Consider the following 24,564-nt stretch of genomic DNA (forward strand, 5'->3'; position numbering starts at 1 on the left):
CATGGCGAAGCGTGCCAGATCGCCCTCAGGGAGGGGCTGGCACTTTATTGTATTGCACCAAGACAAGTAAATTATTCCAGTTCTGCCAGCACTTTCATATGCGCGACCACGCTGCGCCCCAGCGCCGAGAGGTCGTAGCCACCTTCCAGGCAACTGACAATCCGGCCTTGCGCGTGTTCTGCCGCGACTTGCATGATCTGCCTGGTAAGCCAGGTGTAGTCGGCCTCGACCAAACCCATCTGCGCCATGTCGTCTTCCCTGTGCGCGTCAAAGCCGGCGGAGACAAAAATCATTTGCGGCCGGTGCGCCTGCAAGGCAGGCAGCCATTGTTCGGTCGCCAGCTGCCGCACCGCTTTGCCGTCGCTGTAGGCCGGCAGCGGAATATTGACTGCCTTGCCGCCGCTCGCCTCGGCGCCGCTGAAGGGATAGAACGGATGCTGGAAGAAACTCACCATCAGTACCCGCGGATCGTGCGCAAAGATCTCCTCGGTGCCATTGCCGTGATGGACGTCGAAATCGACGATCGCTACCCGCTCCAGTCCGTGCACCTCCAGCGCGTGGCGCGCGGCCAGCGCAACGTTATTGAAAAGGCAAAATCCCATCGGTGTAGTGGAGGTAGCGTGATGGCCGGGCGGGCGCACCGAGCAAAATGCGTTGTCGACCTCCCCGGCGATGACGGCATCAGTCGCCGCCAACGCGGCGCCGGCCGCGCGCAATGCCGCTTGCCAGCTATGCGCATTGACTGCCGTGTCGGGATCCAGCGGATAAGTGCCGGCCGTGCCGGCCAAGGCCAGGCTGCGCTCGCGCACCAGGGCGATCATGGCGGCGCTATGCACCCGCGCCAGCTCGCTCTCCAGCGCCAGCGGCGCGCTGCGGTAATCCAGCAATTGATCGATACGGCTGGCAATCAGCTGGTCTTCGATCGCCTGCAATCTCGCCGGCGATTCCGGATGACCGGCGCCCATGTCGTGCAGCTTGCAATCGGGATGAGTATAGAAAGCAGTAGTCAATTGAGCTCGCCAAAAGTCTTGCTGGAAATGCTGATAGTGTACACGCGGAACAATTCCCGGCTGAATTCACATGGAACTGGCCAAACGATGTTGTATATGCCGGACCGCTCCAAATAATATTTTCTCAAAGAAACTAGGTTAACTTGGGGGAAGTTTGTATGATTCTCTCTCGGCAATCCCGCCCTCACATACGATGCCATGTTCGCAAAAATCCACGCAGTTGCCCTGCAAGTCAGCCAGATAGTCGTCGGCAAGGACCACCAGATCCGCCAAGCCTTGGTGTGCCTACTGGCGGGCGGCCATTTATTGATCGAAGACGTACCCGGGGTCGGCAAGACCACCCTGGCGCACGCACTGGCGATTTCACTCGGCTTGCGTTTCAATCGCCTGCAGTTCACCAGCGACCTGCTGCCGGCAGACGTGGTCGGAATTTCCGTTTTCGACCGTGAAAAAAGCGGCTTTGTATTTCATCCCGGGCCGGTGTTCACCCAGGTGCTGCTGGCCGATGAGATCAACCGCGCCACGCCCAAGACGCAGTCGGCGCTGCTGGAGGCGATGGAAGAGCGCCAGGTCACCGCGGAAGGCGTGACGCGCGACCTGCCGGAACCGTTCTTCGTCATCGCCACCCAGAACCCGGCGCACCAGGTCGGCACCTTCGCCCTGCCCGAATCCCAGCTGGACCGTTTCCTGATGTGCCTTTCGCTGGGCTACCCTGACGCCAGCGCGGAACGCGCGCTGCTGATGGGTGAAGACCGCCGCACCTTGCTGAAATCGCTGGCGCCGGTGATGCAGGCGGCAGAACTGATCGAAGCCCGACAAGCGTTGAAGCTGATCCATACTTCCAGCGCGCTGGTCGATTATGTCCAGGCGCTGGCGCACGCCTCGCGCCAGAACGGCTTGTTTGCCGACGGCATGAGCCCGCGCGCAGCCATCGCGCTGTTGCAGGCGGCACGCGCCTGGGCCGCCCTTGAGGGCCGCAACCACGTGATCCCGGAAGACGTGCAGGCGGTCCTGGTGCCGGTCGCCGCCCATCGCCTGCGTCCGCTCAAAGCCCACACCGGCAGCGCACTGGGCGCGCGCGACCTGGTGTTGCAACTGATGAAGTCGGTCGCGGTTTAGGCGTTTCTTCTCCCATGCTGACGTCTCTGCGCAAGCAAATCCGCCACTGGCTGGATCACTCCTTATTCCAGCTGCGCGATGCCGAACCGGGCGAAGTGCTGCTCACCCAGCGCCGCGTGTTCATCGTCCCGAGCCGGCCCGGGCTGGCGTTCGCTTTCATGCTGGTGCTGCTGTTTTTGTGTTCTATCAATTACAACCTGAGTCTTGGCTTCGGCCTGACCTTCCTGCTGGCTGCATGCGCGGTCATCGACATGCATCTGACCTTCCGCAACCTAGCCTATCTGCATCTGAGCGCCGGCAAGACAGCGGCGGTATTTGCCGGCGAAGATGCGCTGTTTGAACTGCACCTGATCAATCGCCGCAAGCATGCCCGCTACGCGATCTGGCTCGGCTTCATCGGCCGCGGCTTGCCAGCCATCGAGCGGGCCGTGGACGTGGCGGCGCATGGCGCCAGCCATCTGACGCTGGCGGTGACGACCAGCCGGCGCGGCTGGCAGCCGGCGCCCAGGATACGTTTGCAAACGCGCTTCCCGCTTGGCCTGCTGCGCGCCTGGAGCTACTGGCAGCCAGACAGCAAGGCGCTGGTCTACCCGCAGCCGGAAGAGTCGATCTCTACGCCGCCGCTGCCGCTTGCGCCTATCGAAAAAAGCGACGGCAACGGCGCCGCCGGTCACCAGGATTTTGCGGGAATCCGCAGCTACCAGAGCGGCGACTCGCCCAAACACCTGGCGTGGCGCCAGATCGCCAGACTGGATACCGACATAGACGCCAAGCTCATCACCAAGCAATTCGAAGGCGGCGCCGTCAGCGACCTGTCAATCGACTACGAAGCGCTGCCATATGGCATGCCGGTGGAAAGCAAGCTTTCGCGCATGACGCGCTGGATACTGGAAGCGGAAGCGCGCCAGCTGCCCTATGCTTTCCGTCTCGGCGACAGCGTCTACGCGGCTGCGCTGGGCCCGGCGCATCAGCGCACCTGCCTGCGGGCGCTGGCCTTGTATGAGGGGCAGATATGACCTTCGCGCCTAAAACCGCCACGCTGCAGCAACTCCGGACCGAGCTTGAGAACAAGCCGCTGTTCCGCATTTCCAGCACCTACGTCAAGACACTGCCGCGCGACAAGAGCGACACCCTGTTGTTATTGGGGGCCTGCGCCATGGTGCTGCTGCCGCACTTCCTGCATCTGTCCTGGTGGATTTCGCTGATCTGCGGCGGCCTCATGCTGTGGCGTGCCTGGATCACCTTACGCGGCCAACGGCTGCCACCGCTCTGGCTGCTGATGCCGCTGGCGGCGCTGACCATGGGCGCGGTCTATCTCGATTACCGCACTTGGTTCGGGCGCGACGCCGGGGTCGCCATGCTGGCGCTGCTGCTGACCTTCAAGCTGCTGGAAATGCGCGCCCGGCGCGATTTGTTCGTAGTGCTGCTGCTGAGTTTCTTTTTATTGCTCACTACCTTTTTCTATTCGCAGTCGATATTGTCCTTGCTGTGGATGATAGCCACATTGGTACTGCTGCTGACCGCCCAGCTATCGTTTCAATACACCGGCAGCGTGCCGCCGCTGAGGCAAAGGCTGCGCCTGGGCGGCCTGATACTCGCCATGGCGCTGCCGCTGACCCTGATCCTGTTCCTGCTGTTTCCGCGGATCCAGGGACCGTTGTGGGGCTTGCCTGGCGACGCCCATGGCGGCCGCACAGGCTTGTCCGACAGCATGGCGCCGGGAAATATCTCCCAGTTGGCCATGTCCGACGACATCGCCTTCCGCGTTAAATTCGCGGATATCGCGCCCGCGCCTGCCAAACGCTACTGGCGCGGCGCCGTATTGAACGATTTCGATGGCCGCACCTGGACTCAGGGGCAGATCGGCCGCGCCAACATCGAAACGACCGAACATTTACAGCAGGTCGCCATGGCCGCGCCACTCAATCCAGACGCCGAAGTGCGCCAGCAGATCACGATGGAACCAAACGGCCAGCGCTGGCTGTTTGCGCTGGAAACACCCCAGCTGGCGCCAACCCTGGAAGGCATCCCGGTCAGGCTGACGGCAGATCATCAGCTCCGCGCCGCACGCGCCATCGGCGAGCGCGTGCGCTACGACGTCGTCTCGAATCTCAGACCGCTTCCGACGCAGCAGGCCACCGTCAGCAGCCTGCAGCAAGCGCGCATGCTGCCGCCCGGTTTCAATCCCCGCACCCGGGAATTCGCAGCCAGCCTGCGCCAGCAATGGGCAGACGACGCGGCGCTGGTGAATGCCGTACTTGCCTTCTTCCGCCGCGAGAATTTCAGCTATACCCTGGAGCCGCCGCTGCTGGGCAAGGATAGTGTCGACGATTTCCTGTTTTCCAGCCGCGCCGGCTTTTGCGAGCACTATGCCAGCTCCTTCGTAGTGCTGATGCGCGCCGCCGGTATCCCGGCACGCGTGGTGACCGGTTACCAGGGCGGCGAAATCAATCCGGTCGACGGTATGATGACGGTGCGCCAGTCCGACGCCCACGCCTGGGCCGAAGTCTGGCTGCCGCCGCGTGGCTGGGTCCGGGTCGACCCGACTGCCGCGGTGGCGCCAAGCCGGATCGAAACCCAGCTCGGCAATCTGATGCCGCGCTCTTTTTTCGGCGATCTGCTGGGCGCCGCTCCCGGCCGTGAAAACTGGTGGTCGACGCTGAACAGCAGCGTCGCGCTGCTGCGCGCCAATTGGGAAGCGCTCGGCAACGGCTGGAATCAATGGGTGCTAAATTACACGCCGGCACGGCAGATGGGCCTCATGCAATGGCTCGGCTTCGATCAGCTGGACTGGCGCACTCTCAGCATCCTGATGCTGACCATCGGTACGGTGGCGGTCGCCAGCGTCACGCTGCCGTTGCTGCTGGCCCGAAACAAGAAGAAGCCGCTTGATGCGGTATACTCCTCGCTGTGCGCGCAGATGGCGCGGCGCGGCCTGGATCGGAAAGCGCATGAAGGCCCGAGCACGTACGGCCAGCGCCTGTGCGCCAGTAATTCACCGCTGGCGCCGCCTGTCAAGATTGCAGTACAGCGCTTTATCGCTTTGTACGAAACCCTGCAGTATGGCGCCGAGTCCGGCAACGGGCCGCACAACAAGCCGCCGGCGCATTTAATGGCACAACTCAAATTACTGCTCTCCCAATGTCGATGAAATCAACTGTCCGTCTCCATACCGTCGCCCGGCTGTGCGCTCTCGCCCTGGCGATCAGCATCAGCCCAAACCTGCTGGCGCAGCAAAGCAGCGGCGGCAAAGCCACCGTGGCCAAAGTCAGCGTGCGCAAAGCCATGAATAACGCCGACGACGGCGAGTTCGCCAATTTCGCCGACTGGAAAGAGGTTTCCGCATTCATCGACCAGATGGTCGAGAAGCACGGCTTCGACCGCGCCGAACTAGTGACCATGTTCAACAAGGTGCGCTACATCGACAGCGCCATCCAGCTGATGAAGCCGGCGCCCGCCAGCAAGCCGAAAAACTGGGCAGCCTACCGTGCACGCTTTGTCGAGCCGGTGCGCATCCAGGCCGGCGTCGATTTCTGGAATACCTATGCTGATGCCCTGAGCCGGGCCGAAGCGCAATATGGCGTGCCGGCTGAAATCATCGTCGGCATCATCGGCGTTGAAACCGTATATGGCCGCAATGTCGGCAGCTTCCGGGTAATGGATGCCATCACCACGCTGGCGTTCGACTATCCCAACACGCCGACGCGCGAAGCACGCATGAGCTTCTTCCGCGGCGAGCTGGAAAACACCCTGCTGTACGCCAAGGAATCAGGCATCGATCCGTTCACCTTGCTGGGTTCGTATGCCGGCGCCATCGGCTGGCCGCAGTTCATGCCGAGCAGCATACGCCAGTACGGCGTGGATTTTGACGGCAAGGGCAAGATCGACCTGCGCAATTCGCCGGTCGATGCGATTGGCAGCGTCGCCCATTACCTGGCCGAGCACGGCTGGAAAAGCGGCATGCCGATTGTCTTCCCGGTGACCTTGTCGACCGACACCAGCGCTGAAAACCGCTGGCAGGCATTTATCGGACAAGGCCTGGAAGCCAAGTACTCGCTGGACGAGCTGACGGCGGCCGGCGTGGTGCCGGGCGTGGTGCTGCCAAGCGACATGCGGTTCGGCCTGATCGACCTGCAGAACGGCCAGAATCCGGCCGAATACTGGATCGGCACCGAAAATTTCTACGCCATTACACAGTACAACCGCAGCTTCTTCTACGCCATGTCAGTGGTTGATCTGGGGCGCGCAGTCAGGGTTGCGCGCACTCCTCAATAGCAGAAGCGACAGCAAGCCGTCAGGGATTGCTGACCGTCAGTTCGACTTCGACCGTCTGGCCGTTAGCGCTCAGCCAGATCTGCGCATCCTGGATGGTGCACTGTAGCTGCATATTGCGCTGGGCGAAGCCGGTCAGGGCTTCGCTGCTGGCGGCGGCGATATTGATGACGGTCAGGTTGCGCGCACGCGCCACCTTGCTGGCGATCTGATTCCACCAGATATGGCTGGTGCTGCTATAGCTGTACACCACCACTTGCGCGGCACGCCCGCAAGCCTTGAGGATGCGCTTTTCGTCCGGCTGTCCGACTTCGATCCAGAGATCGATGGCGCCGGTCAGATCCTTGGCCCATAAATCCGGTTCTTCCGCATCTGACAGGCCTTTGCCAAATACCAGGGCAGCCGATGCATGGCGGGCGAACGCCAGCAGACGCACCATCATGCGCTCGTCGGTTTCTGACGGGTGGCGGGCCAAGGTCAGGGCGTGTTCCTGGTAGTAATGCCTATCCATATCGGCAATTTGCAGATCGGCTTTAAAAATAGTTGCTTTAAGGGCCATAACGCCTATTGTTATATAAAGATGAATCAAACCCGGTGTGTCGCACTCACGGGATCGGAAGAATAACCCGATTTGGCGGCACGGAAAATATAAATGACCGCCGACACGGCGGCAGTGGCAGGGCTTGATGCCGCGGCATCCATCCCTATATGGTATAAATTGTTTACAGATGTTATTACATACTTAATGAAAACCGCTTCCCCTACAGCAACAACGACATTCTCCAGCGAAGTAATCGCCCACACCAAGACGTGGCTGGAGCGTGCTGTGATCGGGCTCAATCTCTGCCCGTTTGCCAAGGCCGTGCATATCAAGGATCAGATCCGCTATGTGGTCAGCAGCGCGCAAACGCCGGAAGAGCTGGTGGCCGACCTGATCAGGGAGCTGGAATTCCTGCAGGAGGCCGATCCGGCAAAGATCGACACCACGTTGCTGATTCACCCCGACGTACTGCGCAACTTCCTGGACTATAACGATTTTCTCGATGTTGCCGATGCCGCGGTCGAAGAGCTAGACCTGAGCGGCGAGATCCAGGTAGCCAGCTTTCATCCGGAATATCAGTTTGCCGGCAGCGACGTCGATGACATCAGCAACTATACCAATCGCTCGCCCTACCCGACTTTGCATCTATTACGTGAAATCAGCGTGGGGCGCGCGGTCGATGCCTTCCCGGAGGCCTCGGAAATATTCGACAAGAACATGCAAACCCTGCAGCAACTGGGACTCGATGGCTGGCAGAAAATATTAGGGGAGGGACAAAAACGCGCCTGAATTGATGCCATGTAGGCTGATTACTGTTGCAAAAATGGTATTTTCTGCAATTTTTTACGGAAAGTTACCAAATAGTAATAGACATCGTAACAAGAAAATTTTAAATTGAGCTTGTGCAACTTATTTGTATATTTGGTCACTAAACAGACGTACCTTGTTTGTCACCAACCGAACGTACAAGATGCTGTGCAATGTACTTAGCTGTATCTGTAGTTCCATGAAGAAATAAATAGGGAGTTTCTTTATGATAAAAATGTGCTCAAAATCAGTATAAAATACGGCGGCTTATAAGTTTGCCAATAAAACTGGGAGGTGCACTTGGTAATAGTTTTGTACTTATTGCACAACCACTTCCCAAATATCAACTAGGATAACGGAATCAATTGATTATGACTATGAACACTACCCCCGACGCACCAATCAGCAACAAGCTTGATGAGCAAGTGACTTATGATCCAAATCACTTGCTGGATTCGCTCATCGACAAGTTGCACTTGAAGAACGATGCGGCTCTTTCGCGCTCACTCGAAGTAGCGCCACCGGTCATCAGCAAAATCCGCCATCGCCGCTTGCCGGTTGGCGCTTCACTGTTGATTCGCATGCACGAAGTCAGCGACCTGACGATCCGTGAATTGCGCGCCTTGATGGGTGACCGCCGAGAAAAATTCCGTATCAGCGATAAGCAGTTCAAGCCAAAGAGCAAGATCGAAGCCGAAAAGCTGAAGTAATCAGCATGCCGACTCCGTCCCTGCCTAGAGCGCGCTGCTTGCAGTCGCTTTAGGCGGGGAAAACGCCTGTAGACAAATAGCGGTCGCCGCGATCGCAGACGACGAACACAATCGTCGCGTTTTCTACTTGCTGCGAAATCCGTAACGCCACCTCGCAAGCCCCTCCTGTCGAAATTCCGCAGAAAATCCCCTCTTCACTCGCCAGCCTGCGCGCCATATGCTCGGATGCCGCCTGACTGACCGACTCCGTCTGGTCGACCCGCGAATGGTCGAATATTTTCGGCAGATAGGCTTCCGGCCATTTTCTGATGCCTGGAATTTGCGAACCTTCTTCCGGCTGCGCGCCGATGATGCGGATAGCCGGATTCTGTTCTTTCAAATAGGTAGAGACGCCCATGATGGTGCCGGTGGTGCCCATCGCGCTGACAAAATGGGTAATCCGTCCTTCGGTGTCGCGCCAGATTTCAGGACCGGTGGTTTCGTAGTGCGCCAACGGATTGTCCGGATTGGCAAACTGGTCCAGGATCAGTCCTTCGCCATCCTTCTGCATTTTTTCAGCCAGGTCGCGCGCATATTCCATGCCGCCGGTCTTAGGCGTCAGGATGATCTTGGCGCCGTATGCCGCCATGCTTTGGCGCCGCTCTTCGCTCAGGTTTTCCGGCATCAGCAATATCATCTTGTAGCCGCGCATGGCGGCCACCATCGCCAGCGCGATGCCGGTATTGCCGCTGGTAGCTTCGATCAGGGTGTCGCCAGGCTTGATCTGGCCGCGTGCTTCGGCATTTTTGATCATCGACAATGCCGGCCGGTCTTTCACGGAACCGGCGGGATTATTGCCTTCCAACTTGCCCAGGATCACGTTATTGCGCTGCTCGGCATCGCTGCCGGGAATGCGTTTGAGTTGGACCAGGGGGGTGTTGCCGATGGTGTCTTCGATAGTCAGATAAGGCATAGTGTGCGATCAGGCGTGGTGTGCAAAGAACCCATTTTAATATGAGACTTTGCTACGCGTATGAAAGCCTGATAAACACTATCCGGGAACAGCATGACAAGCAGGCTGCGATCAAGGCGAGGCTGGTCCGCCCAGCCCGGCCTTTGATCCTCCTGCAGATCAGTCTACTTGGGCTTGGCTGCAGGCTTTGAAGAGGCTTTCGCAGGAGGCGCCGCAGCTGCCTCGCCCTTGGCCTTGCCGTTCACTTGCAAGCCGGCTTCCGACAGCTTGACGGCTTTCTTCTCGCCTATCCCCTGCACACGGCTTTCAAAGTCGCCCCAATCCTTGAAGTTGCCGCCCTTGGTGCGCTCGTCGGCAATGCGTTTGGCGGTGCTTGCGCCTATGCCCTTGATGCTGCTCAGGGCAGCCTGGTCGCCTTTATTGACATCGACCTGGGCAAAGCTGGCAGACGCCGTCAGCATGCAAACTATCAGCAATATTCTCTTCAGCATTTCGTCTATCTCCCGTAGTTGTGGTGGTGACTGAAAAATCAATCAGACGCGAAAACGTCCAATTAATTATAGTCACGCACAAACGAGAAATTGACGTTTACACCATAAATGAGAAATTGCTTATTACCTAACGGGGCCTTAACCTAACAGCTCTTCACGGCTGACCGTGGCGGTGCCAAGCTTGCCGACCACGATGCCGCCGGCGCGATTTGCCAGCGCCACGGCGTCGGCGATCGGCAGTCCTGCCCCCAGCATCAGCGCCAGCGTCGCAATCACGGTGTCGCCGGCGCCGGAGACGTCGTACACCTCGCGCGCCATGGCTGGGAAATGGCGAATTTCCTGGGCCGTGTACAAACTCATGCCTTCTTCCGAACGGGTCAGCAGCAAGGCTTCGAGCTGCAGCGACTCACGCAGGTTTTGCGCCTTCACGGTCAACTCTTCTTCGTTCTTCCAGTTGCCGACGATATGCTTCATCTCCGACTTGTTCGGCGTCAGCACGGTCGCGCCGACATAGCGCGAAAAATCGTCGCCCTTGGGATCGACCAGGATGCACTTGCCAGCCTGCTTGGCGGCGGCGATCATTTCAGCGACGTTGACCAGGCTGCCTTTGGCGTAGTCGGACAGCACCACCACCGGATATTGCGGCAGCAAGGTATTGAAGCGGGTCAGCTTGTCGCGCAAGACGGCGTCGGTCGGCGCTTCTTCGAAATCGATGCGCAGCAGCTGCTGCTGGCGGCCGATCACGCGCAGCTTGATAATGGTGGAGATGGTCGGGTCGCGGGTCAGGAAACTGTCGACGCCCATTTCCTGCAGCATGCTGTTGACGGTGTCGCCGGCTTCGTCCTGCCCTACCACGCCCAGCAGGCCGGAGCTGCCGCCCAGCGTGACGATATTGCGGGCCACGTTGGCGGCGCCGCCCAAGCGCTCTTCGCGCTTTTCAACGCGGACGATAGGCACCGGCGCCTCGGGCGAGATGCGGCTGACTTCGCCGAACCAGTAACGGTCCAGCATGACATCGCCGACCACCAGGATCTGCACATGTTCGAGAGATGCCGGCAGCTTATAGCTTTGCTTAGTCATGGTCTTATCCGCGCGCCAATACCGAACGGCCAATGCCGTAATATTCGAAACCTTGCTCGCCCATGACTTCAGGCTCGTACAGATTGCGGCCGTCGAACACGATCGGGGTCTTCAGCAGCGTTTTTACCTGGTCGAAGTCCGGGCTGCGGAATGTCTTCCACTCCGTCACGATGACCAGCGCGTCGGCGTCCTGCAAGGCATCGGTCTGGTTGTCGCAGAAGCGGATGCGCTCGAAGGCGCCCGGCGTCGCCGCCAGATCCAGCGCCAGTACGCGCTTGGCCTCGGTCATCGCCACCGGATCGTGCACCGCCACCGTGGCGCCGCGCGCGATCAGTTCGCCCAGCAGCACGCGCGACGAGGCTTCCCGCATGTCGTCGGTATTCGGCTTGAACGCCAGGCCCCACAGCGCGAAGTGCTTGCCGCTCAGGTCGGCGCCGAAGCGCTCGCTGATCTTTTGCCCCAGCACGTGCTTCTGGTTGTTGTTGACCTGCTCCACCGCGCGCAGGATATGCAATTCCTGGCCATAGGTACGGGCGGTACGCTCCAGCGCCTGTACGTCCTTGGGGAAACAGGAGCCGCCGTAGCCACAGCCGGCGTACAGGAAGCTGTAGCCGATGCGCGGGTCGGAGCCGATGCCGTGGCGCACGGCTTCGATATCGGCGCCCACCTTGTCAGCGAGGTTGGCCAGTTCGTTCATGAACGAGATGCGGGTCGCCAGCATCGCGTTGGCGGCGTATTTGGTGAATTCTGCGGAGCGCACATCCATCCAGAAAGTGCGTTCGTGGTTGCGGTTGAACGGCAGGTACAGCTGCTTCATCTGCGCTTGCGCCTGCTGGCCGGCGGCGCTCTCGTCGCAGCCGATGACGATGCGGTCAGGCCGCATGAAGTCTTCCACCGCGGCGCCTTCTTTCAGGAATTCCGGATTCGAGACCACTGAAAACTGGATCCCATCGCCAGCTGGCTTGCGCGCGTCCAGTTCTTCCTGGATCGCCGCGCTGACGCGGTCGGCAGTGCCCACCGGCACCGTCGATTTGTCGACGATCACCTTGAAGCCGGTCATGTGCTTGCCGATGTTGCGAGCCGCAGCCAGCACATACTGCAAGTCGGCCGAACCGTCTTCATCCGGCGGCGTGCCGACGGCGATGAACTGCACCTGGCCATGCGCCACGCTGGCAGCGACGTCGGTGGAGAAATGCAGGCGGCCGGCAGCGCGGTTGCGGCTGACGATTTCAGCCAGGCCAGGCTCATGGATAGGAATGCCGCCGCCATTCAGCATGGCGATCTTGGCCTGATCGAGGTCGAGGCAGAATACATCGTTGCCCAGCTCGGCCAGGCAAGCGCCTGTGACCAAGCCGACATAACCGGTACCGATAATAGTAATTTTCATGTTATTCCGTGAATGCGCTGCCCGCCGCAACCAGCGCGGGCCAGCGGGATTAATTCATTACGTTCAATTCTTCCGTACGACGCGGCGGGTAGGTTTCCCAGCGGCTGCAACCCGGGCATTGCCAGTAGAACTGGCGCGCCTTGAAGCCGCAGTGGCTGCATTGGTAACGCGCCAGCTTCTGGGTATAGCCGTGCACCAGATTCTTGACTACCGACAGCTCGGTATGCATTTCCGGCGTTATTTTCATCAAGCGCGCTTCCAGCAGCTTATCCAGTCCCAGCAAGGTCGGTGTACGCCGCAGTTCATCGCTCACCAGCTGATTGGTAGCGTCCACCCCATCCAGTTCCAGCACGGCTTTGAACACCACTTCCAGCAAATCGATGGAGGAAGCTTCCGCCAGGTAGGAACGCAGCAGGCTGACGCCTTCGTGCGGCCGGCCGACAGCGCGATAGCCATCCATCAGGCGCTGCGCTACCAGCGCCACGTGCAGCACGCTTTGCTGCTCAACCCGGCGCCAGACATGCAAGGCGCCCTCGACGTCGCCTTGCGCCAGGTGCACATCGCCCAGCAGCATGGTGGCGCGCACGCTGTTGCGGTCGTTGCTGAGGGCCTGGTCCAGCAAGGATTTGGCTTGCTCGGGATGGCCGTCGACCAGTTCGTCCTGCGCCAGCTCGCAATAAAACTGCGCGATTTCCTTTTGCCGGCCACCTGCCCCGGACTGCTGCAAGGTCTGGGCCGCCTCGATGGCGCGCAGCCATTCCTTTTCGCGCTGGTAGATTTCCAGCAGCGCGCGGCCGGCTTGCGCGCCGTATTGGCTGCCGGCCAGCAAATGGAAGCTTTCTTCAGCGCGGTCCAGCAGGCCGGCTTTCAGGTAATCCTGCCCCAGCTCATACTGGGCATGCAGACGATGTTCCTGCGCCAGGTCGGGACGCGCCAGCAGGTTCTGGTGGACCCGGATCGCACGTTCGGTTTCGCCGCGGCGGCGGAACAGATTGCCGAGCGCGAAATGCAGCTCGGCGGTTTCCGGATCGAGCTTGACGATTTCGATGAAGGCGTCGATGGCCTTGTCAGGCTGCTCGTTGAGCAGGAAATTCAAACCCTTGAAATAACCGCGGGGCAAACTGCGTGACTCGGATATCAGCTGATTGATATCGACCCGTGCGGCAATCCAGCCTAGTCCAAAAAAGACCGGGATGCCGAGTAACCACCAAATTTCAAATTCCATACGGGTGTGCTTTATGCGTGACCTGGATTCTGTGTGAACCCAGGTGTGAAGATGCCGGCAAATCGCGTGCGCCGCTACGACGGCAGCGGCACACGCGATTTGATACTAAGGCTCCGTTAAGACATAAGTTGAACATTTGTGCTGGCCGTAGCTGGCGCGCTGCTGTGTTGCCCACCGCTTGCAATGCTCGCACTGCGGCGCGTCGGGCGCCTTGCATCGCATCCAGCTACGGCCGCACAAATGCCCAACTTATGTCTTAACGGAACCTAGCGGCATTATATATTCTTGATGCTGTCCGGTTGCGGTGCTTGTGACTCTGCCAGCCGTTGTGCTTCTTGTTCTTTCTGCATGGAGGTCAGGGCTTTCTTGGTTTTTGTGGCATTGCGGCGGTGCCGGAATACCGCTGGCGCCATCGCCAGTACGCCCAGGATCGCGCCGAACACAAAGAAACCCAGCAGGAACAGCACCAGCGGCCCTTGCATGGTGGTGCCGGGGAAGAACTGGAGATTGACGCTATCTTTATTCTGCAGCGCGAATCCGAAAAATACGACGAAGAGCAGGATCGAAAGAATTCTGGAAATGATTTTCATGATGCCTTTCCGTGTGATTGGGTAATGGTGGCTGATGAGTTAGTCCGATTTGCAGCTGACCGGCTTTACCATTGTCATTTTTGCAAATTCTCACCTAATACACAAACAATATAACTTTAAATGATGCGAAATTATAGGGCCTGTCCCATCCGATTTGGGAGATGCGTTCAAGCCAAAATGCGTGGTGGCAAGGCGCGTGGCGTAGCAGGGGCGGGCCGCCCCTGCAAGCCATGCAACGCGGCCAGCGCGCATTTTGGCTTGAACCTTCCGGGAACGGCTGCAGGCGTCGCATGCCGCGCGTTCGCACTCCCAAATCGGATGGGACAGGCCCTATGTGAAAAAAAACGGCATCCGAAGATGCCGTTTCGATTTTGCTCGTACAAGTAGCTTGTACAAAACTTATAACTCAGTCTTCCCGGATCGGTTGCCCGACCATCGCATCGACTCGTTCGCGCAGCTCCTTGCCAGGCTTGAAATGCGGCACCCGTTTTTCGGGCACCATCACCTTGTCGCCGGACTTGGGATTGCGCCCGATCCGCGGTGGCCGCCGATTCAGCGCAAAACTGCCGAATCCACGAATCTCGATGCGCTGGCCGGTTGCCAAGGCATCCGCCATTGCATCGAGTATGGTTTTCACCGCGTAATCCGCATCCTTGGCTACCAGTTGCGGATAACGTTCGGCCAAGCGGGCAATCAGCTCCGACTTTGTCATTAGCTTGACTCGCTTACTTTAGTTATTGCTTAGTTCTTGCTGTTGTCGAGCTTGGCCTTCAACAGAGCGCCCAGGCTAGTCGTGCCGGAAGCTGCATTGGAGTCCGAAGCCGAGGACAGCTTTTGCATTGCTTCTTGCGTTTCAACATTGTCTTTCGCCTTGATCGACAGCTGGATGCTGCGAGCCTTGCGGTCGATGTTGATGACCATGGTTTCGACTGTATCGCCGACCTTCAGGTGCGTACCGGCATCTTCCACGCGGTCGCGGGAGATTTCGGAAGCGCGCAGGTAGCCTTCGACTTCGTCCGACAACTGGATCACTGCGCCCTTAGGCTCGACCGACTTGACGGTACCGGAAACCAGTGCGCCCTTGTCGTTCATTGCAGCGAAGTTGTTGAATGGATCGCCTTCCAGTTGCTTGACGCCCAGGGAAACGCGCTCACGCTCAACGTCGATTGCCAGAACGATGGCTTCCAGCTCGTCACCCTTCTTGAAGCGACGAACGGCTTCTTCGCCGGTTTCAGTCCAGGACAGATCGGACAGATGCACCAGACCGTCGATGTTGCCGGCCAGGCCGATGAACACGCCGAAGTCGGTGATCGATTTGATCGCGCCCTTAACTTTGTCGCCCTTTTTGTGGGTAACAGCGAAATCGTCCCAAGGATTAGCCTTGCATTGCTTCATGCCCAGGCTGATACGGCGACGGTCTTCGTCGATTTCCAGAACCATGACTTCAACTTCGTCGCCCAGTTGGACAACTTTGTTTGGCGCCACGTTCTTGTTGGTCCAATCCATTTCGGAAACGTGGACCAAACCTTCGATACCTTGTTCGACTTCAACGAATGCGCCGTAGTCGGTGAGGTTGGTGACTTTACCGAACAGACGGGTGCTTTGCGGGTAACGACGCGACAGACCGGTCCAAGGATCGTCGCCCAGTTGCTTGACGCCCAGGGAAACGCGATTCTTTTCTTGATCGTACTTCAGAACCTTGGCAGTGATCTCTTGACCGACTGTCAGCACTTCCGAAGGATGACGCACACGACGCCATGCCAGATCGGTGATATGCAACAGGCCGTCGATGCCGCCCAGGTCCACGAATGCGCCATAGTCGGTGATGTTCTTGACGACGCCGGTAACGATGGTGCCTTCTTTCAGGGTTTCCATCAGCTTCTGGCGCTCTTCGCCCATCGAAGCTTCGATAACCGCGCGACGCGACAACACAACGTTGTTACGCTTGCGATCGAGCTTGATGACCTTGAACTCCATGGTCTTGCCTTCGAACGGCGTAGTGTCCTTGACCGGACGGGTGTCGACCAGCGAACCCGGCAGGAAGGCACGGATGCCGTTGGTCAGAACGGTCAGGCCGCCCTTGACCTTGCCATTGACAGTACCGGTAACGATCTCGCCGGACTCCATCGCTTTTTCCAGCGAGAGCCACGATGCCAGACGCTTGGCCTTGTCGCGCGACAGGATGGTGTCGCCGAAACCGTTTTCCAGCGATTCGATAGCGACGGAGATGAAATCGCCGACAGCTACTTCGAGTTCGCCGTTGTCATTTTTAAATTCTTCAATTGGAATGAAGGCTTCTGACTTGAGGCCAGCGTTGACGATAACGAAGTTATGGTCAAGGCGCACGACTTCAGCAGAAATCACTTCACCAGAACGCATGTCTTGACGTGACAGCGATTCTTCAAACAGCGCGGCAAATTCATCGGCGCCGGCAGATGCGGGGGACAGAACAGTGATGGACATAGTTTTGACTAGTTGACAGTATTGCCGCCTTATCTAAACAAAGTACTTAGGAAACCGCTTACAGCGGCGGTTACAACAGTACTTACTAAGATGCGGTCAATATTGGGTTAGGTTTTTCAACGTCCGGCCAGACTTTGCGTCAGACCGGACACCAAGGTACTGCAAAAAAACAACAAATTTTGTTACTGCTTGCTGCTAGAAACGCCGGGTTACAGCTTATTCACAACTTATTTCCCGTTCAGATCGGCTTGACAGCGGCATGCCAGCTGAGTATCTGTTCGACCGCCTGATCGGCAGTCATCGCAGAAGTATCCAGCAGATACGCCCCTGGCGCGGCCTTTAACGGTGCCGAGCTGCGGTTGCTATCGCGCGCATCACGCTCCGTCAAATCCTTTGAGAGGTCTTCCATATTAGCAGAAAAACCCTTGTCAATCAATTGCTTATAGCGCCGTTGGGCCCTCGCTTCAACACTCGCGGTCAAAAACACCTTGAGGGCGGCATGGGGGAATATCACGGTGCCCATGTCGCGGCCGTCGGCCACCAGCCCCGGATGTTGCCGAAAACTCAATTGCAGACCGTACAGGGCCTGGCGCACCGTTGGTATTGCAGCAATTTTCGAGGCCATATTTCCCACTGCTTCGGCCCGGATATCGTTGGTGACATCCTCGTTCGCCAGGAAAATGTGGGCGCCGTTGAAATGACAATGCAGATGCTCGGCCGCCTTGGCCAGCGCATGCTCGTCATCCAGCGGAGTATTGCGCCGCAGGACCGACAAGGCCGTCAAGCGATACAGCGCGCCGGAATCGAGATAGTGGAAACCCAGATGCTGCGCAACCTTTTGCGCGACAGTGCCTTTGCCGGATGCCGTGGGGCCATCGATGGTGATGACGGGGATAGGGGAATTAGGCATAGGAATACTCAGTTGTTATTGTTGAATTGATACAGTTAGTTATTTTTTGACCAGTTCGAAAACATCTCACTCAGCCAGCGGCGCAAAAATCGCCTGCAGATCGTCCTGGGTCAGGGCGACGTTCTGGGTTTCATCCCCTTGCGGCGACAACATGGCTTGCGCCAGGTCGGCCTTCTTTTGCTGCAGCAGCTGGATGCTCTCTTCCACCGTGCCCTTGGCAATCAGCTTGTAGACGAATACCGGCTTATCCTGGCCGATCCGCCAGGCGCGGTCGGTCGCCTGGCTTTCGGCGGCCGGATTCCACCACGGATCGTAATGGATCACAGTGTCGGCCGCGGTCAGGTTGAGGCCGACGCCACCGGCCTTCAGACTGATCAGGAACACCGGCACTTCGCCCTCCTGGAACTGGCGCACCGGCTCGACCCGGTCCTGGGTGGCGCCGGTCAGCAGCGCATAGCCGATATCGCGCTGGCGCAATTCGGCGGCGATCAGCGCCAGCATGCTGGTAAATTGCGAAAAGACCAGAATCCGCCGGTCTTCCTGGCGCAGCTCCTCCACCATCTCCAACAGCTCCAGCAGCTTGGCGGACGGCATTTCAGCCTGCGCTGCCTCAACCTCGGGCTGGTCGGTCTTGAGCAGGCGCGGATCGCAGCAAGCCTGGCGCAACTTCAGCAGCGCTTCCAGGATCACGATATGGCTGCGCGCAACGCCCTTCTTGGCGATTTCCTCGCGCACCTTCTTATCCATCACCAGGCGCACGTTTTCGTAGAGATCGCGTTGCGCCCCACTCAAGGTCACGCTGCGCAGCATCTCGGTTTTCGGCGGCAGCTCCTTGGCCACCTTGTCCTTGGTCCGGCGCAGCAGGAAGGGCTTGATGCGCCGGCTCAGCAAGGCCCGCCGGGTAGCATCGCCCTGCTTTTCGATAGGATGCCGGAAGTCGCGGTTAAAAGTCTTTTCATCGCCCAGCAAACCCGGCAGCAGGAAATGAAACTGCGCCCACAGCTCGCCCAGATGGTTTTCCACCGGCGTGCCGCTGAGGCACAGCCGATGCCGCGCATTCAGCAAAGCAGCGCTTTGCGCCACCTTGGAACGCGGGTTCTTGATGTAATGGGCTTCGTCCAGGATCAGCAGATGGAAAGCGTGCTCGCGCCAGCGCTCTTCATCGCGCGGCAGCAAGGCATAGGTGGTCAGCACCAGGTCGAAGCCGGCGATCTGCTCGAACTGTTCTAGGCGCTGCTTGCCCTGCAATACCAGCACCCGCAGATCCGGGGCAAAGCGCGCCGCTTCCTGCAGCCAGTTATCCATCAGGCTGGTTGGCGCAATCACCAGCGCCGGCGCGGTCAGGCGCCCGCTTTGCTTTTCGATCAGGATATGCGCCAGGGTCTGGACGGTTTTGCCCAGCCCCATGTCGTCGGCCAGGATGCCGGCCAGGTCATATTCGCGCAGGAACTGCATCCACGCCAGCCCTTGCAGCTGGTAGTCGCGCAAGGTGGCTTGCAGGCCGGGCGGCGCCGACACCTGCTTGATGCCGCCGAAAGTCAGCAGCTTCTGCCCCATGCCGCGCAGCCGTTCGCCGCCCACCCAGCGCAGCTGGTTGCCGGCATCCAGCTCGGCCAAGCGGGCGGCGTCGAGCACCGACAAGCGTACCGGGCCTTCGGATTTTTCAGTGAAATACAATTCGCCCAGGGTATTCAGGATGGGCTTGATGCGGCCCCAGGGCATGGCGACATGCACGCCGTCGCTCAGGCGCACCAGCAGCTCGTCCTGGTCATCACGCAAGGCCATGGCGCGCGGATCGAAATCCTGCGGCGCGTGACGTATCAAATCCACCAACAGCGGCAGCAGCGATACGCGCTGGCGGTTGACCACGATACCCATCTGCAGGTCGAAGGAAGCGCCGGCGCTGCCTGCCGTATCGTCTGCTTGGTCTGCCTCGGCGATCTCGGCATACCAGTCTTCCACTTCGGCCACATCGAAACGATATTCGGCACGCTTCTCGATCTGCCAGCCCTGCGCGATCAACTGCGGCAATCCCTCTTTCGCAAAGCGCAGCCAGGCTGACTGGTCCGGCAGCATGAACATGCCGGGCATCATGGCTAGCGGATGTTGGGTCCCTTCCAGCGCTCGCATGCCAAACGCTAGCAAGGTTTGCTGCAACGCGTTTTCAGCGGCCTGGTCGCGCATGATCTGTTCGATCCCCGCCGGCGTGTTGCGGCTCAGCGCCGCGGCAAACCGGGCCGAGACGATCGCGCCGTCATAACGGAAATGCAGCTCGGCGAAATCCTGCATCGATGGATTGCTGACACTGGGAAGATTGCCCAGCACCAGCAAGGGCTGCGGCGCAATGTCGCGGCGCACGGTTTGTATCACCTGCGGCGGGAAGGGAATCACATCGTTCAAACCCTGCGTCAGCAATTGCTGGGCAACCGCCAGGCTATCGTCAGGGTCGAGCATCGGCGCCTGGATCACCAGATCGTTGAGCGCCTTGCTGGAAATGCGGATATCGCGCTGCGACAGCAGCAGCTCGCCGCAGGAGAGATTGTCGATATACCAGGGCGGTTCGGTAGGCAGCATGTAGTCAAGGCTCTTGCGCACAGACGCCGGCCCGCTCCCAGCTTCCGCTTCAAATTGCCAGCCCAGCTGCCACAGATCGCGCGCAGCGTCGCGGCCGTCGTCCGGCGCTTCATGCCAGGTCAGGCTGGCGCGGCGCGGCGCCGCCAGTTGCAATGGGTAGGCGGTGCCCTTAGCCAGGTCAGGCAGGGAATTGGCCCACAGCAGACGCTGTTGCTGCAGCAGCGCGCGCAATAGCTGGGCGCCGAGTTTCCCGCTCAGCTCACAGGCCGCATGCTGGGCATGATTGCCGTCGTTCTGAGCGACGAACAGACCGATCAGATCGCGATCTTCGGGCCGCAGGAACAACGCCGGATCAGCCAGCAGGCGAGGCACGTCGGTGACCGGCTGCGCAGCCTGGAACTGGCCATTCGGCCGCGGCTGCGCCTTGCACAGGTGCAGCACCGCCTTCTTGCCGTTGTAGGCCGAGGTCAGCACGAAAACCACCTGATGTGTCGCAACCTTTTGACGCAGGCCGGCCTGTTGCTGCTGCGGGGCGATGGCGGCGGCGCCAGCAACTTCGCCCTGGACCCGGCTCAGCCAGGCTTCCATCGGCCGTGCCAGAGCAGGCGGGAGGCTAGCTTTGGCGACCGCCGGCTTGGGTGCGGCGACGGCGGGCGGCGACGGCAGCGCTGACGGCACAGGGGCAAGCGCCAGCTGATCGGCGGAAGGACGCTGCAGATATTCGATCAAGGCTGCTGCCACATGCTTGCAGTTGGAGCCGACCGGACAGGAACAGACGCTATCGATGTCCGGCGCATCGCGGAACATCGACAGCGTGATTTCCTGCTGATAGACGTTGCTGCCGCTGCCCTGGACCGTAGCGTTGAGGACGTCGCCGTCCTGTTCCAGCGCAAGCACGCGGCGCTGGCGCACGTATTCCTGGCCGCGATCGTAGGTTACCTGGCGAAACAGGTCGCGCACATCGGCAAGTGTCAGATTCATGCTCATGCGCGACCCGTCATTTACAATAATTTCTGCTCGGCGATTTGCGCGAACACGGTGAAATAATCCGGGAAGGTCTTGGCGACGCATTGCGGATCGTTGATACGCACCGTAGTACCGCGCCGCGCGGCGCCGTCCAGCGAGGCCAGCGAAAAACACATGGCCATGCGATGGTCGTCATAGGTATCGATAGTCGCCGGCTGCAGCTGCGCCGGCGGCGTCACGCGCAAATAGTCGCTGCCCTCTTCGATGGTGGCGCCCAGTTTGCGCAGCTCGGTCGCCATGGCGCTCAGGCGGTCGGTTTCCTTGACGCGCCAGCTGGCGATATTGCGCAAGGTGCTGGTGCCTTCGGCGTACAGCGCCGCGATCGCAATCGTCATGGCGGCATCGGGAATATGGTTGAAATCGGCGTCGATGGCCTTCAGCGCGCCGTTGGATGAGACTTCGATCCAGTTATCGCCCAGCGTGATGCTGGCGCCCATCTGTTCCAGCGCTTCGACAAAACGGACGTCGCCCTGGATACTGTCCTTGCCGACGCCTTCAACCCGTAGCGGGCCGCCTGCAATCGCACCAGCCGCCAGGAAATAGGAAGCAGTCGAGGCATCGCCTTCGACGTGGATCGCTTGCGGGCTTTGATACTGCGCGCCGGCAGCCACCGTGAACGCCTGCCAGCCGTCGCGCGCGACGGTGACGCCGAAACGCTGCATCAGGTTCAGGGTGATTTCAATGTAGGGCTTGGAAATCAGTTCGCCGATCACTTCTATCGTTACCGCCTCATGCTTCGCCATCAGCGGCGCCGCCATCAGCAGCGCGGTCAGGAACTGGCTGGAAACATTGCCGCGCACCTGGATCCGCTGGCTATGCAGCTGGCCGCGCTGGATATGCAAGGGCGGGAAGCCGGCCACGCCGGTATACGCAATCCGTGTGCCGACTGCATTCAGCGCATCGACCAGGTCGCCGATAGGACGCTCGTGCATGCGCGCCACGCCGTGCACCGTGTAGTCGCCGCCCATGGCTGCCAGCGCCGCCGTCAAAGGACGGATCGCGGTGCCGGCGTTGCCCATGAACAGATCGGCCTGGTGCACCGGAAAGGCGCCGCCACAGCCGTGCACAGTATAAGTCTGGGTGCCTTCCGCTTGTTCCCAGGCGACACCCAGCTTTTTGAGCGCAGTCAGCATCACCAGCGTATCGTCCGAGGCCAGCAAGTCGTGGATTTGCGTGGCTCCGTTGGCCAGCGCGGCCAGCAGCAAGGTGCGATTGGAAATACTTTTCGAACCCGGCAGCCGCACCGTGCCGTGCACTTGCGCTACCGGATGCAAATCCAGGTATTCGGGATAACTCTGTTTACGTTGCATAGTCATTAATCGCCACCTTCCTTGTTCTGTTGTTCTGCAGCCTCGATGGCGCTGATCCAGTTGTGCCTTGCCTGCTGCGCGTTGCTGTAGATCGCTTCCAGCGCCGGGCCGTCGCCGGCTGCCAGCAAGCCGCGCAAACGGCTCAGCTGAATCATGTAAGCATCCAGCTCGCCCAGCAAGGCGCTTTGGTTGGCCAATGAAATATCACGCCACATTTCCGGCGACGAGCCGGCGATGCGGGTGAAATCGCGAAAACCGCTGGCCGCGTATTGAAACAGCGAAGCCGCATGCGGCTTGTTGGCAATGTCGTCCACCAGCGCATACGCCAGCACATGCGGCAAATGGCTGACCGCTGCAAACACAGCATCGTGCTGCTGCGCCGACAGTTGGTGGATCAGGGCGCCGCACTGCTGCCAGGCAGTGGCCACCCTGGCCACATCCGCGGCCGAATTTTCCGGCAGCGGCGCCAGCACCACTTTCTTGCCGACATACAGCTCCGCCAGCGCGGCCTCCGGGCCATTCTGTTCGCGGCCGGCAATCGGATGACCGGGAACGAACTGGCCGATCTTGCTGCCCAGCGCAGCACGCGCCGCCAGCGCCACGTCAGACTTGGTGCTGCCGGCGTCGGTGACGACGGTGCCGGCTTGCAGATGCGGCGCGATGCCAGCCAGGATGGCGCCGGTCTGCGCCACCGGCGCGGCGATCAGGATCAGGTCCGCATCGGCGACAGCATCAGCCACGCCGTTGGCGATCTGATCGATGATTCCCAATTCCTTCGCGCGCTGCAAAGTCGTGAGATGGCGGCCGACGCCGACGATCTGCTCCGCCGCACCGGCTTTTTTCAAAGCCAGGGCAAAGGATCCGCCGATCAGTCCGACACCGAAAATTGCGATTTTCTTGAACACTAGCGTTGCTTCAATAAAGATTAATCAGGACCCTGCCGCTCAGGCCAGCAGTTTCTTCAATGCGTCGATGAATGCCGCGTTCTCTTGCGGCAGGCCGATGGTGACGCGCAGCCATTGCGGCAAACCGTAGTTGGCGACCGGGCGCACGATGATGCCCTGCTTCAGCAACGCCAGGTTGACGCGCGCGCCGGCGCCTTCGTCGGCGCCGACCTTGACCATCACGAAGTTGCCGAACGACGGCACATATTCCAGGCCCAGCTCATCGAAGGTTTGCGTCAGTTGGCGGTAGCCGTCGCGGTTCAGCTGCGCGCTGCGCTGCAGAAACTCGGTATCGTTCAAGGCGGCCACGGCCGCAGCCTGGGCCAGCGAGTTGACATTGAACGGCTGGCGGATGCGGTTCAGCAAATCGGTGATCACCGGTTGCGCGATGCCGAAGCCGATGCGCAGGCCGGCCAGGCCATAGGCCTTGGACATGGTGCGCGACACCAGCAGGTTCGGATACTTGCGCACCCAGGAGATCGACTCGTATTGCAATTCCGGCGGCAGGTACTCGTTATAGGCCTCGTCCAGCACCACCACGATCTGCGGCGGCACGCGCGCCAGGAATGCTTCCAGCTCAGCGGCCGGAATGAAGCTGCCGGTAGGGTTATTCGGATTGGCGATAAAGATCAGCTTGGTGTCGGCGGTGATCGCATTAGCCATCGCCTCCAGGTCATGGCCATAATCCTTGGCCTTGACCACGATGGCGCGGGCGCCGACCGCCTGCGTCGCCAGCGCATACACGACGAAAGAATATTCGGCATACATGGCGGCTTGCCCGGCTTGGACGAAAGCATGGGTCGCCAGCTCCAGGATGTCGTTGCTGCCATTGCCCAGCGTAATCCACTCTACCGGCACGTCGTACTTGGCTGTGATCGCGGCTTTCAGGTCGAAGCCGTTGGCATCCGGATAGCGGCCGATGTCGGCCACTGCCTTTTGCATGGCCAGGCGCGCCGACTCCGGCATGCCCAGCGGGTTTTCATTGGAGGCCAGCTTGATGATCTTGGCTTCGTCCAGGCCGAATTCGCGCGCTACTTCGGCAATCGGCTTGCCGCCCTGATACGGGGCGATAGCACGTACATACTCTGGACCAAATTGAATTGACATTGTCTGCTTTCAGGACGAAATATTGAACGAGATAATTAGGTAAATG

General features: G+C 59.7%; 21 protein-coding genes. 6 read left to right on the top strand and 15 right to left on the bottom strand.

The features are described 5' to 3' along the window. Positions 1 to 71: 71 nt before the first annotated feature. Positions 72 to 1,010: a histone deacetylase family protein gene (locus tag BCF11_RS06570; protein ID WP_098494035.1), complete on the bottom strand. Its 939-nt coding sequence runs from the start codon at positions 1,008 to 1,010 to the stop codon at positions 72 to 74. 198 nt (positions 1,011 to 1,208) lie between these two features. On the opposite strand from BCF11_RS06570, the gene BCF11_RS06575 reads away from it, so the two are divergent. From BCF11_RS06575 to mltB, 4 genes are read left to right on the top strand one after another with little or no spacing between them, the layout of a single operon-like run. Further along, positions 1,209 to 2,129 (top strand): MoxR family ATPase, encoded by a 921-nt coding sequence (locus BCF11_RS06575; protein ID WP_098494036.1) that lies wholly within the window; start codon positions 1,209 to 1,211, stop codon positions 2,127 to 2,129. Positions 2,130 to 2,143: 14 nt separating this feature from the next. Beyond that, a complete protein-coding gene (locus BCF11_RS06580; RefSeq protein ID WP_098494037.1) occupies positions 2,144 to 3,145 on the top strand; it encodes a DUF58 domain-containing protein in 1,002 nt (333 codons plus the stop codon). Then, positions 3,142 to 5,280, top strand: a complete 2,139-nt coding sequence (locus tag BCF11_RS06585) for a DUF3488 and transglutaminase-like domain-containing protein (RefSeq protein WP_098494038.1) — start codon at positions 3,142 to 3,144, stop codon at positions 5,278 to 5,280. Before BCF11_RS06580 ends, BCF11_RS06585 begins: the two co-directional genes overlap by 4 nt. Further along, complete coding sequence (gene mltB / locus BCF11_RS06590; protein WP_098494039.1) at positions 5,271 to 6,404, top strand: lytic murein transglycosylase B; 1,134 nt, start codon at positions 5,271 to 5,273, stop codon at positions 6,402 to 6,404. Before BCF11_RS06585 ends, mltB begins: the two co-directional genes overlap by 10 nt. A gap of 19 nt (positions 6,405 to 6,423) precedes the next feature. Here mltB and BCF11_RS06595 read toward each other — a convergent pair whose 3' ends face one another. Beyond that, a complete protein-coding gene (locus tag BCF11_RS06595; protein WP_098494040.1) occupies positions 6,424 to 6,960 on the bottom strand; it encodes a YaeQ family protein in 537 nt (178 codons plus the stop codon). A 186-nt stretch (positions 6,961 to 7,146) separates the two neighbouring features. Between BCF11_RS06595 and BCF11_RS06600 the strand changes: the two genes are divergently transcribed. Together BCF11_RS06600 and BCF11_RS06605 are read left to right on the top strand one after the other, a co-directional pair. Further along, positions 7,147 to 7,731, top strand: a complete 585-nt coding sequence (locus BCF11_RS06600; RefSeq protein ID WP_098494041.1) for a DUF1415 domain-containing protein — start codon at positions 7,147 to 7,149, stop codon at positions 7,729 to 7,731. 395 nt (positions 7,732 to 8,126) lie between these two features. Next, positions 8,127 to 8,459, top strand: a complete 333-nt coding sequence (locus tag BCF11_RS06605) for a hypothetical protein (protein WP_098497357.1) — start codon at positions 8,127 to 8,129, stop codon at positions 8,457 to 8,459. 49 nt (positions 8,460 to 8,508) lie between these two features. On the opposite strand, the gene cysM is transcribed toward BCF11_RS06605, so the two are convergent. The 13 genes from cysM to hisC all read right to left on the bottom strand — a co-directional run bounded on the left by cysM (position 8,509) and on the right by hisC (position 24,518). Continuing rightward, positions 8,509 to 9,411: a cysteine synthase CysM gene (gene cysM, locus BCF11_RS06610; protein ID WP_098494042.1), complete on the bottom strand. Its 903-nt coding sequence runs from the start codon at positions 9,409 to 9,411 to the stop codon at positions 8,509 to 8,511. Positions 9,412 to 9,575: 164 nt separating this feature from the next. Further along, positions 9,576 to 9,902 carry a helix-hairpin-helix domain-containing protein gene (locus BCF11_RS06615; RefSeq protein ID WP_098494043.1) on the bottom strand — a complete coding sequence of 109 codons (327 nt, stop codon included), beginning with the start codon at positions 9,900 to 9,902 and terminating at the stop codon, positions 9,576 to 9,578. A gap of 138 nt (positions 9,903 to 10,040) precedes the next feature. Continuing rightward, on the bottom strand, positions 10,041 to 10,982 hold the full coding sequence (gene rfaE1, locus BCF11_RS06620) for a D-glycero-beta-D-manno-heptose-7-phosphate kinase (protein WP_098494044.1): 942 nt from the start codon (positions 10,980 to 10,982) through the stop codon (positions 10,041 to 10,043). Positions 10,983 to 10,986: 4 nt separating this feature from the next. After that, the gene (locus BCF11_RS06625; RefSeq protein WP_098494045.1) at positions 10,987 to 12,369 is read right to left on the bottom strand and encodes a UDP-glucose/GDP-mannose dehydrogenase family protein; all 1,383 of its coding nucleotides are present in this window, start codon (positions 12,367 to 12,369) and stop codon (positions 10,987 to 10,989) included. Between the two features lie 49 nt (positions 12,370 to 12,418). Next, positions 12,419 to 13,594 (bottom strand): lipopolysaccharide assembly protein LapB, encoded by a 1,176-nt coding sequence (lapB, locus tag BCF11_RS06630; protein ID WP_098494046.1) that lies wholly within the window; start codon positions 13,592 to 13,594, stop codon positions 12,419 to 12,421. Between the two features lie 275 nt (positions 13,595 to 13,869). Then, complete coding sequence (locus BCF11_RS06635; RefSeq protein WP_098494047.1) at positions 13,870 to 14,184, bottom strand: lipopolysaccharide assembly LapA domain-containing protein; 315 nt, start codon at positions 14,182 to 14,184, stop codon at positions 13,870 to 13,872. Between the two features lie 406 nt (positions 14,185 to 14,590). Further along, positions 14,591 to 14,896: an integration host factor subunit beta gene (locus BCF11_RS06640; protein ID WP_098494048.1), complete on the bottom strand. Its 306-nt coding sequence runs from the start codon at positions 14,894 to 14,896 to the stop codon at positions 14,591 to 14,593. Positions 14,897 to 14,925: 29 nt separating this feature from the next. Next, positions 14,926 to 16,647 (bottom strand): 30S ribosomal protein S1, encoded by a 1,722-nt coding sequence (gene rpsA, locus BCF11_RS06645; RefSeq protein ID WP_061943781.1) that lies wholly within the window; start codon positions 16,645 to 16,647, stop codon positions 14,926 to 14,928. Positions 16,648 to 16,885: 238 nt separating this feature from the next. Next, a complete protein-coding gene (gene cmk / locus BCF11_RS06650) occupies positions 16,886 to 17,557 on the bottom strand; it encodes a (d)CMP kinase (RefSeq protein WP_098494049.1) in 672 nt (223 codons plus the stop codon). Between the two features lie 66 nt (positions 17,558 to 17,623). Further along, positions 17,624 to 21,112 carry a DEAD/DEAH box helicase gene (locus tag BCF11_RS06655; protein ID WP_098494050.1) on the bottom strand — a complete coding sequence of 1,163 codons (3,489 nt, stop codon included), beginning with the start codon at positions 21,110 to 21,112 and terminating at the stop codon, positions 17,624 to 17,626. A gap of 20 nt (positions 21,113 to 21,132) precedes the next feature. Next, positions 21,133 to 22,473, bottom strand: a complete 1,341-nt coding sequence (gene aroA / locus BCF11_RS06660) for a 3-phosphoshikimate 1-carboxyvinyltransferase (protein WP_369827734.1) — start codon at positions 22,471 to 22,473, stop codon at positions 21,133 to 21,135. Beyond that, a complete protein-coding gene (locus tag BCF11_RS06665) occupies positions 22,473 to 23,372 on the bottom strand; it encodes a prephenate dehydrogenase/arogenate dehydrogenase family protein (protein WP_098494051.1) in 900 nt (299 codons plus the stop codon). The genes aroA and BCF11_RS06665 overlap by 1 nt, the downstream gene beginning before the upstream one ends. Positions 23,373 to 23,411: 39 nt before the next feature. After that, positions 23,412 to 24,518, bottom strand: coding sequence for a histidinol-phosphate transaminase (gene hisC, locus BCF11_RS06670; protein WP_098494052.1), 1,107 nt, complete (start codon positions 24,516 to 24,518; stop codon positions 23,412 to 23,414). Positions 24,519 to 24,564 lie beyond the last annotated feature (46 nt).

The sequence above is a fragment of the Collimonas sp. PA-H2 genome, from assembly GCF_002564105.1.
Classification (GTDB): Bacteria; Pseudomonadota; Gammaproteobacteria; order Burkholderiales; family Burkholderiaceae_D; genus Collimonas.

What these genes read in the sequence shown, in the direction of transcription:
- BCF11_RS06580 (WP_098494037.1), top strand. Translation starts at nt 2,144, where the DNA reads ATGCTGACGTCTCTGCGCAAGCAAATCCGCCACTGGCTGGATCACTCC.
- BCF11_RS06635 (WP_098494047.1), bottom strand. Translation starts at nt 14,184, where the DNA reads ATGAAAATCATTTCCAGAATTCTTTCGATCCTGCTCTTCGTCGTATTT.
- mltB (WP_098494039.1), top strand. Translation starts at nt 5,271, where the DNA reads ATGTCGATGAAATCAACTGTCCGTCTCCATACCGTCGCCCGGCTGTGC.
- BCF11_RS06615 (WP_098494043.1), bottom strand. Translation starts at nt 9,902, where the DNA reads ATGCTGAAGAGAATATTGCTGATAGTTTGCATGCTGACGGCGTCTGCC.
- cysM (WP_098494042.1), bottom strand. Translation starts at nt 9,411, where the DNA reads ATGCCTTATCTGACTATCGAAGACACCATCGGCAACACCCCCCTGGTC.
- hisC (WP_098494052.1), bottom strand. Translation starts at nt 24,518, where the DNA reads ATGTCAATTCAATTTGGTCCAGAGTATGTACGTGCTATCGCCCCGTAT.
- BCF11_RS06640 (WP_098494048.1), bottom strand. Translation starts at nt 14,896, where the DNA reads ATGACAAAGTCGGAGCTGATTGCCCGCTTGGCCGAACGTTATCCGCAA.
- BCF11_RS06605 (WP_098497357.1), top strand. Translation starts at nt 8,127, where the DNA reads ATGAACACTACCCCCGACGCACCAATCAGCAACAAGCTTGATGAGCAA.
- BCF11_RS06585 (WP_098494038.1), top strand. Translation starts at nt 3,142, where the DNA reads ATGACCTTCGCGCCTAAAACCGCCACGCTGCAGCAACTCCGGACCGAG.
- rpsA (WP_061943781.1), bottom strand. Translation starts at nt 16,647, where the DNA reads ATGTCCATCACTGTTCTGTCCCCCGCATCTGCCGGCGCCGATGAATTT.
- cmk (WP_098494049.1), bottom strand. Translation starts at nt 17,557, where the DNA reads ATGCCTAATTCCCCTATCCCCGTCATCACCATCGATGGCCCCACGGCA.
- BCF11_RS06655 (WP_098494050.1), bottom strand. Translation starts at nt 21,112, where the DNA reads ATGAATCTGACACTTGCCGATGTGCGCGACCTGTTTCGCCAGGTAACC.
- BCF11_RS06625 (WP_098494045.1), bottom strand. Translation starts at nt 12,369, where the DNA reads ATGAAAATTACTATTATCGGTACCGGTTATGTCGGCTTGGTCACAGGC.
- rfaE1 (WP_098494044.1), bottom strand. Translation starts at nt 10,982, where the DNA reads ATGACTAAGCAAAGCTATAAGCTGCCGGCATCTCTCGAACATGTGCAG.
- BCF11_RS06575 (WP_098494036.1), top strand. Translation starts at nt 1,209, where the DNA reads ATGTTCGCAAAAATCCACGCAGTTGCCCTGCAAGTCAGCCAGATAGTC.
- BCF11_RS06600 (WP_098494041.1), top strand. Translation starts at nt 7,147, where the DNA reads ATGAAAACCGCTTCCCCTACAGCAACAACGACATTCTCCAGCGAAGTA.
- lapB (WP_098494046.1), bottom strand. Translation starts at nt 13,594, where the DNA reads ATGGAATTTGAAATTTGGTGGTTACTCGGCATCCCGGTCTTTTTTGGA.
- aroA (WP_369827734.1), bottom strand. Translation starts at nt 22,473, where the DNA reads ATGACTATGCAACGTAAACAGAGTTATCCCGAATACCTGGATTTGCAT.
- BCF11_RS06595 (WP_098494040.1), bottom strand. Translation starts at nt 6,960, where the DNA reads ATGGCCCTTAAAGCAACTATTTTTAAAGCCGATCTGCAAATTGCCGAT.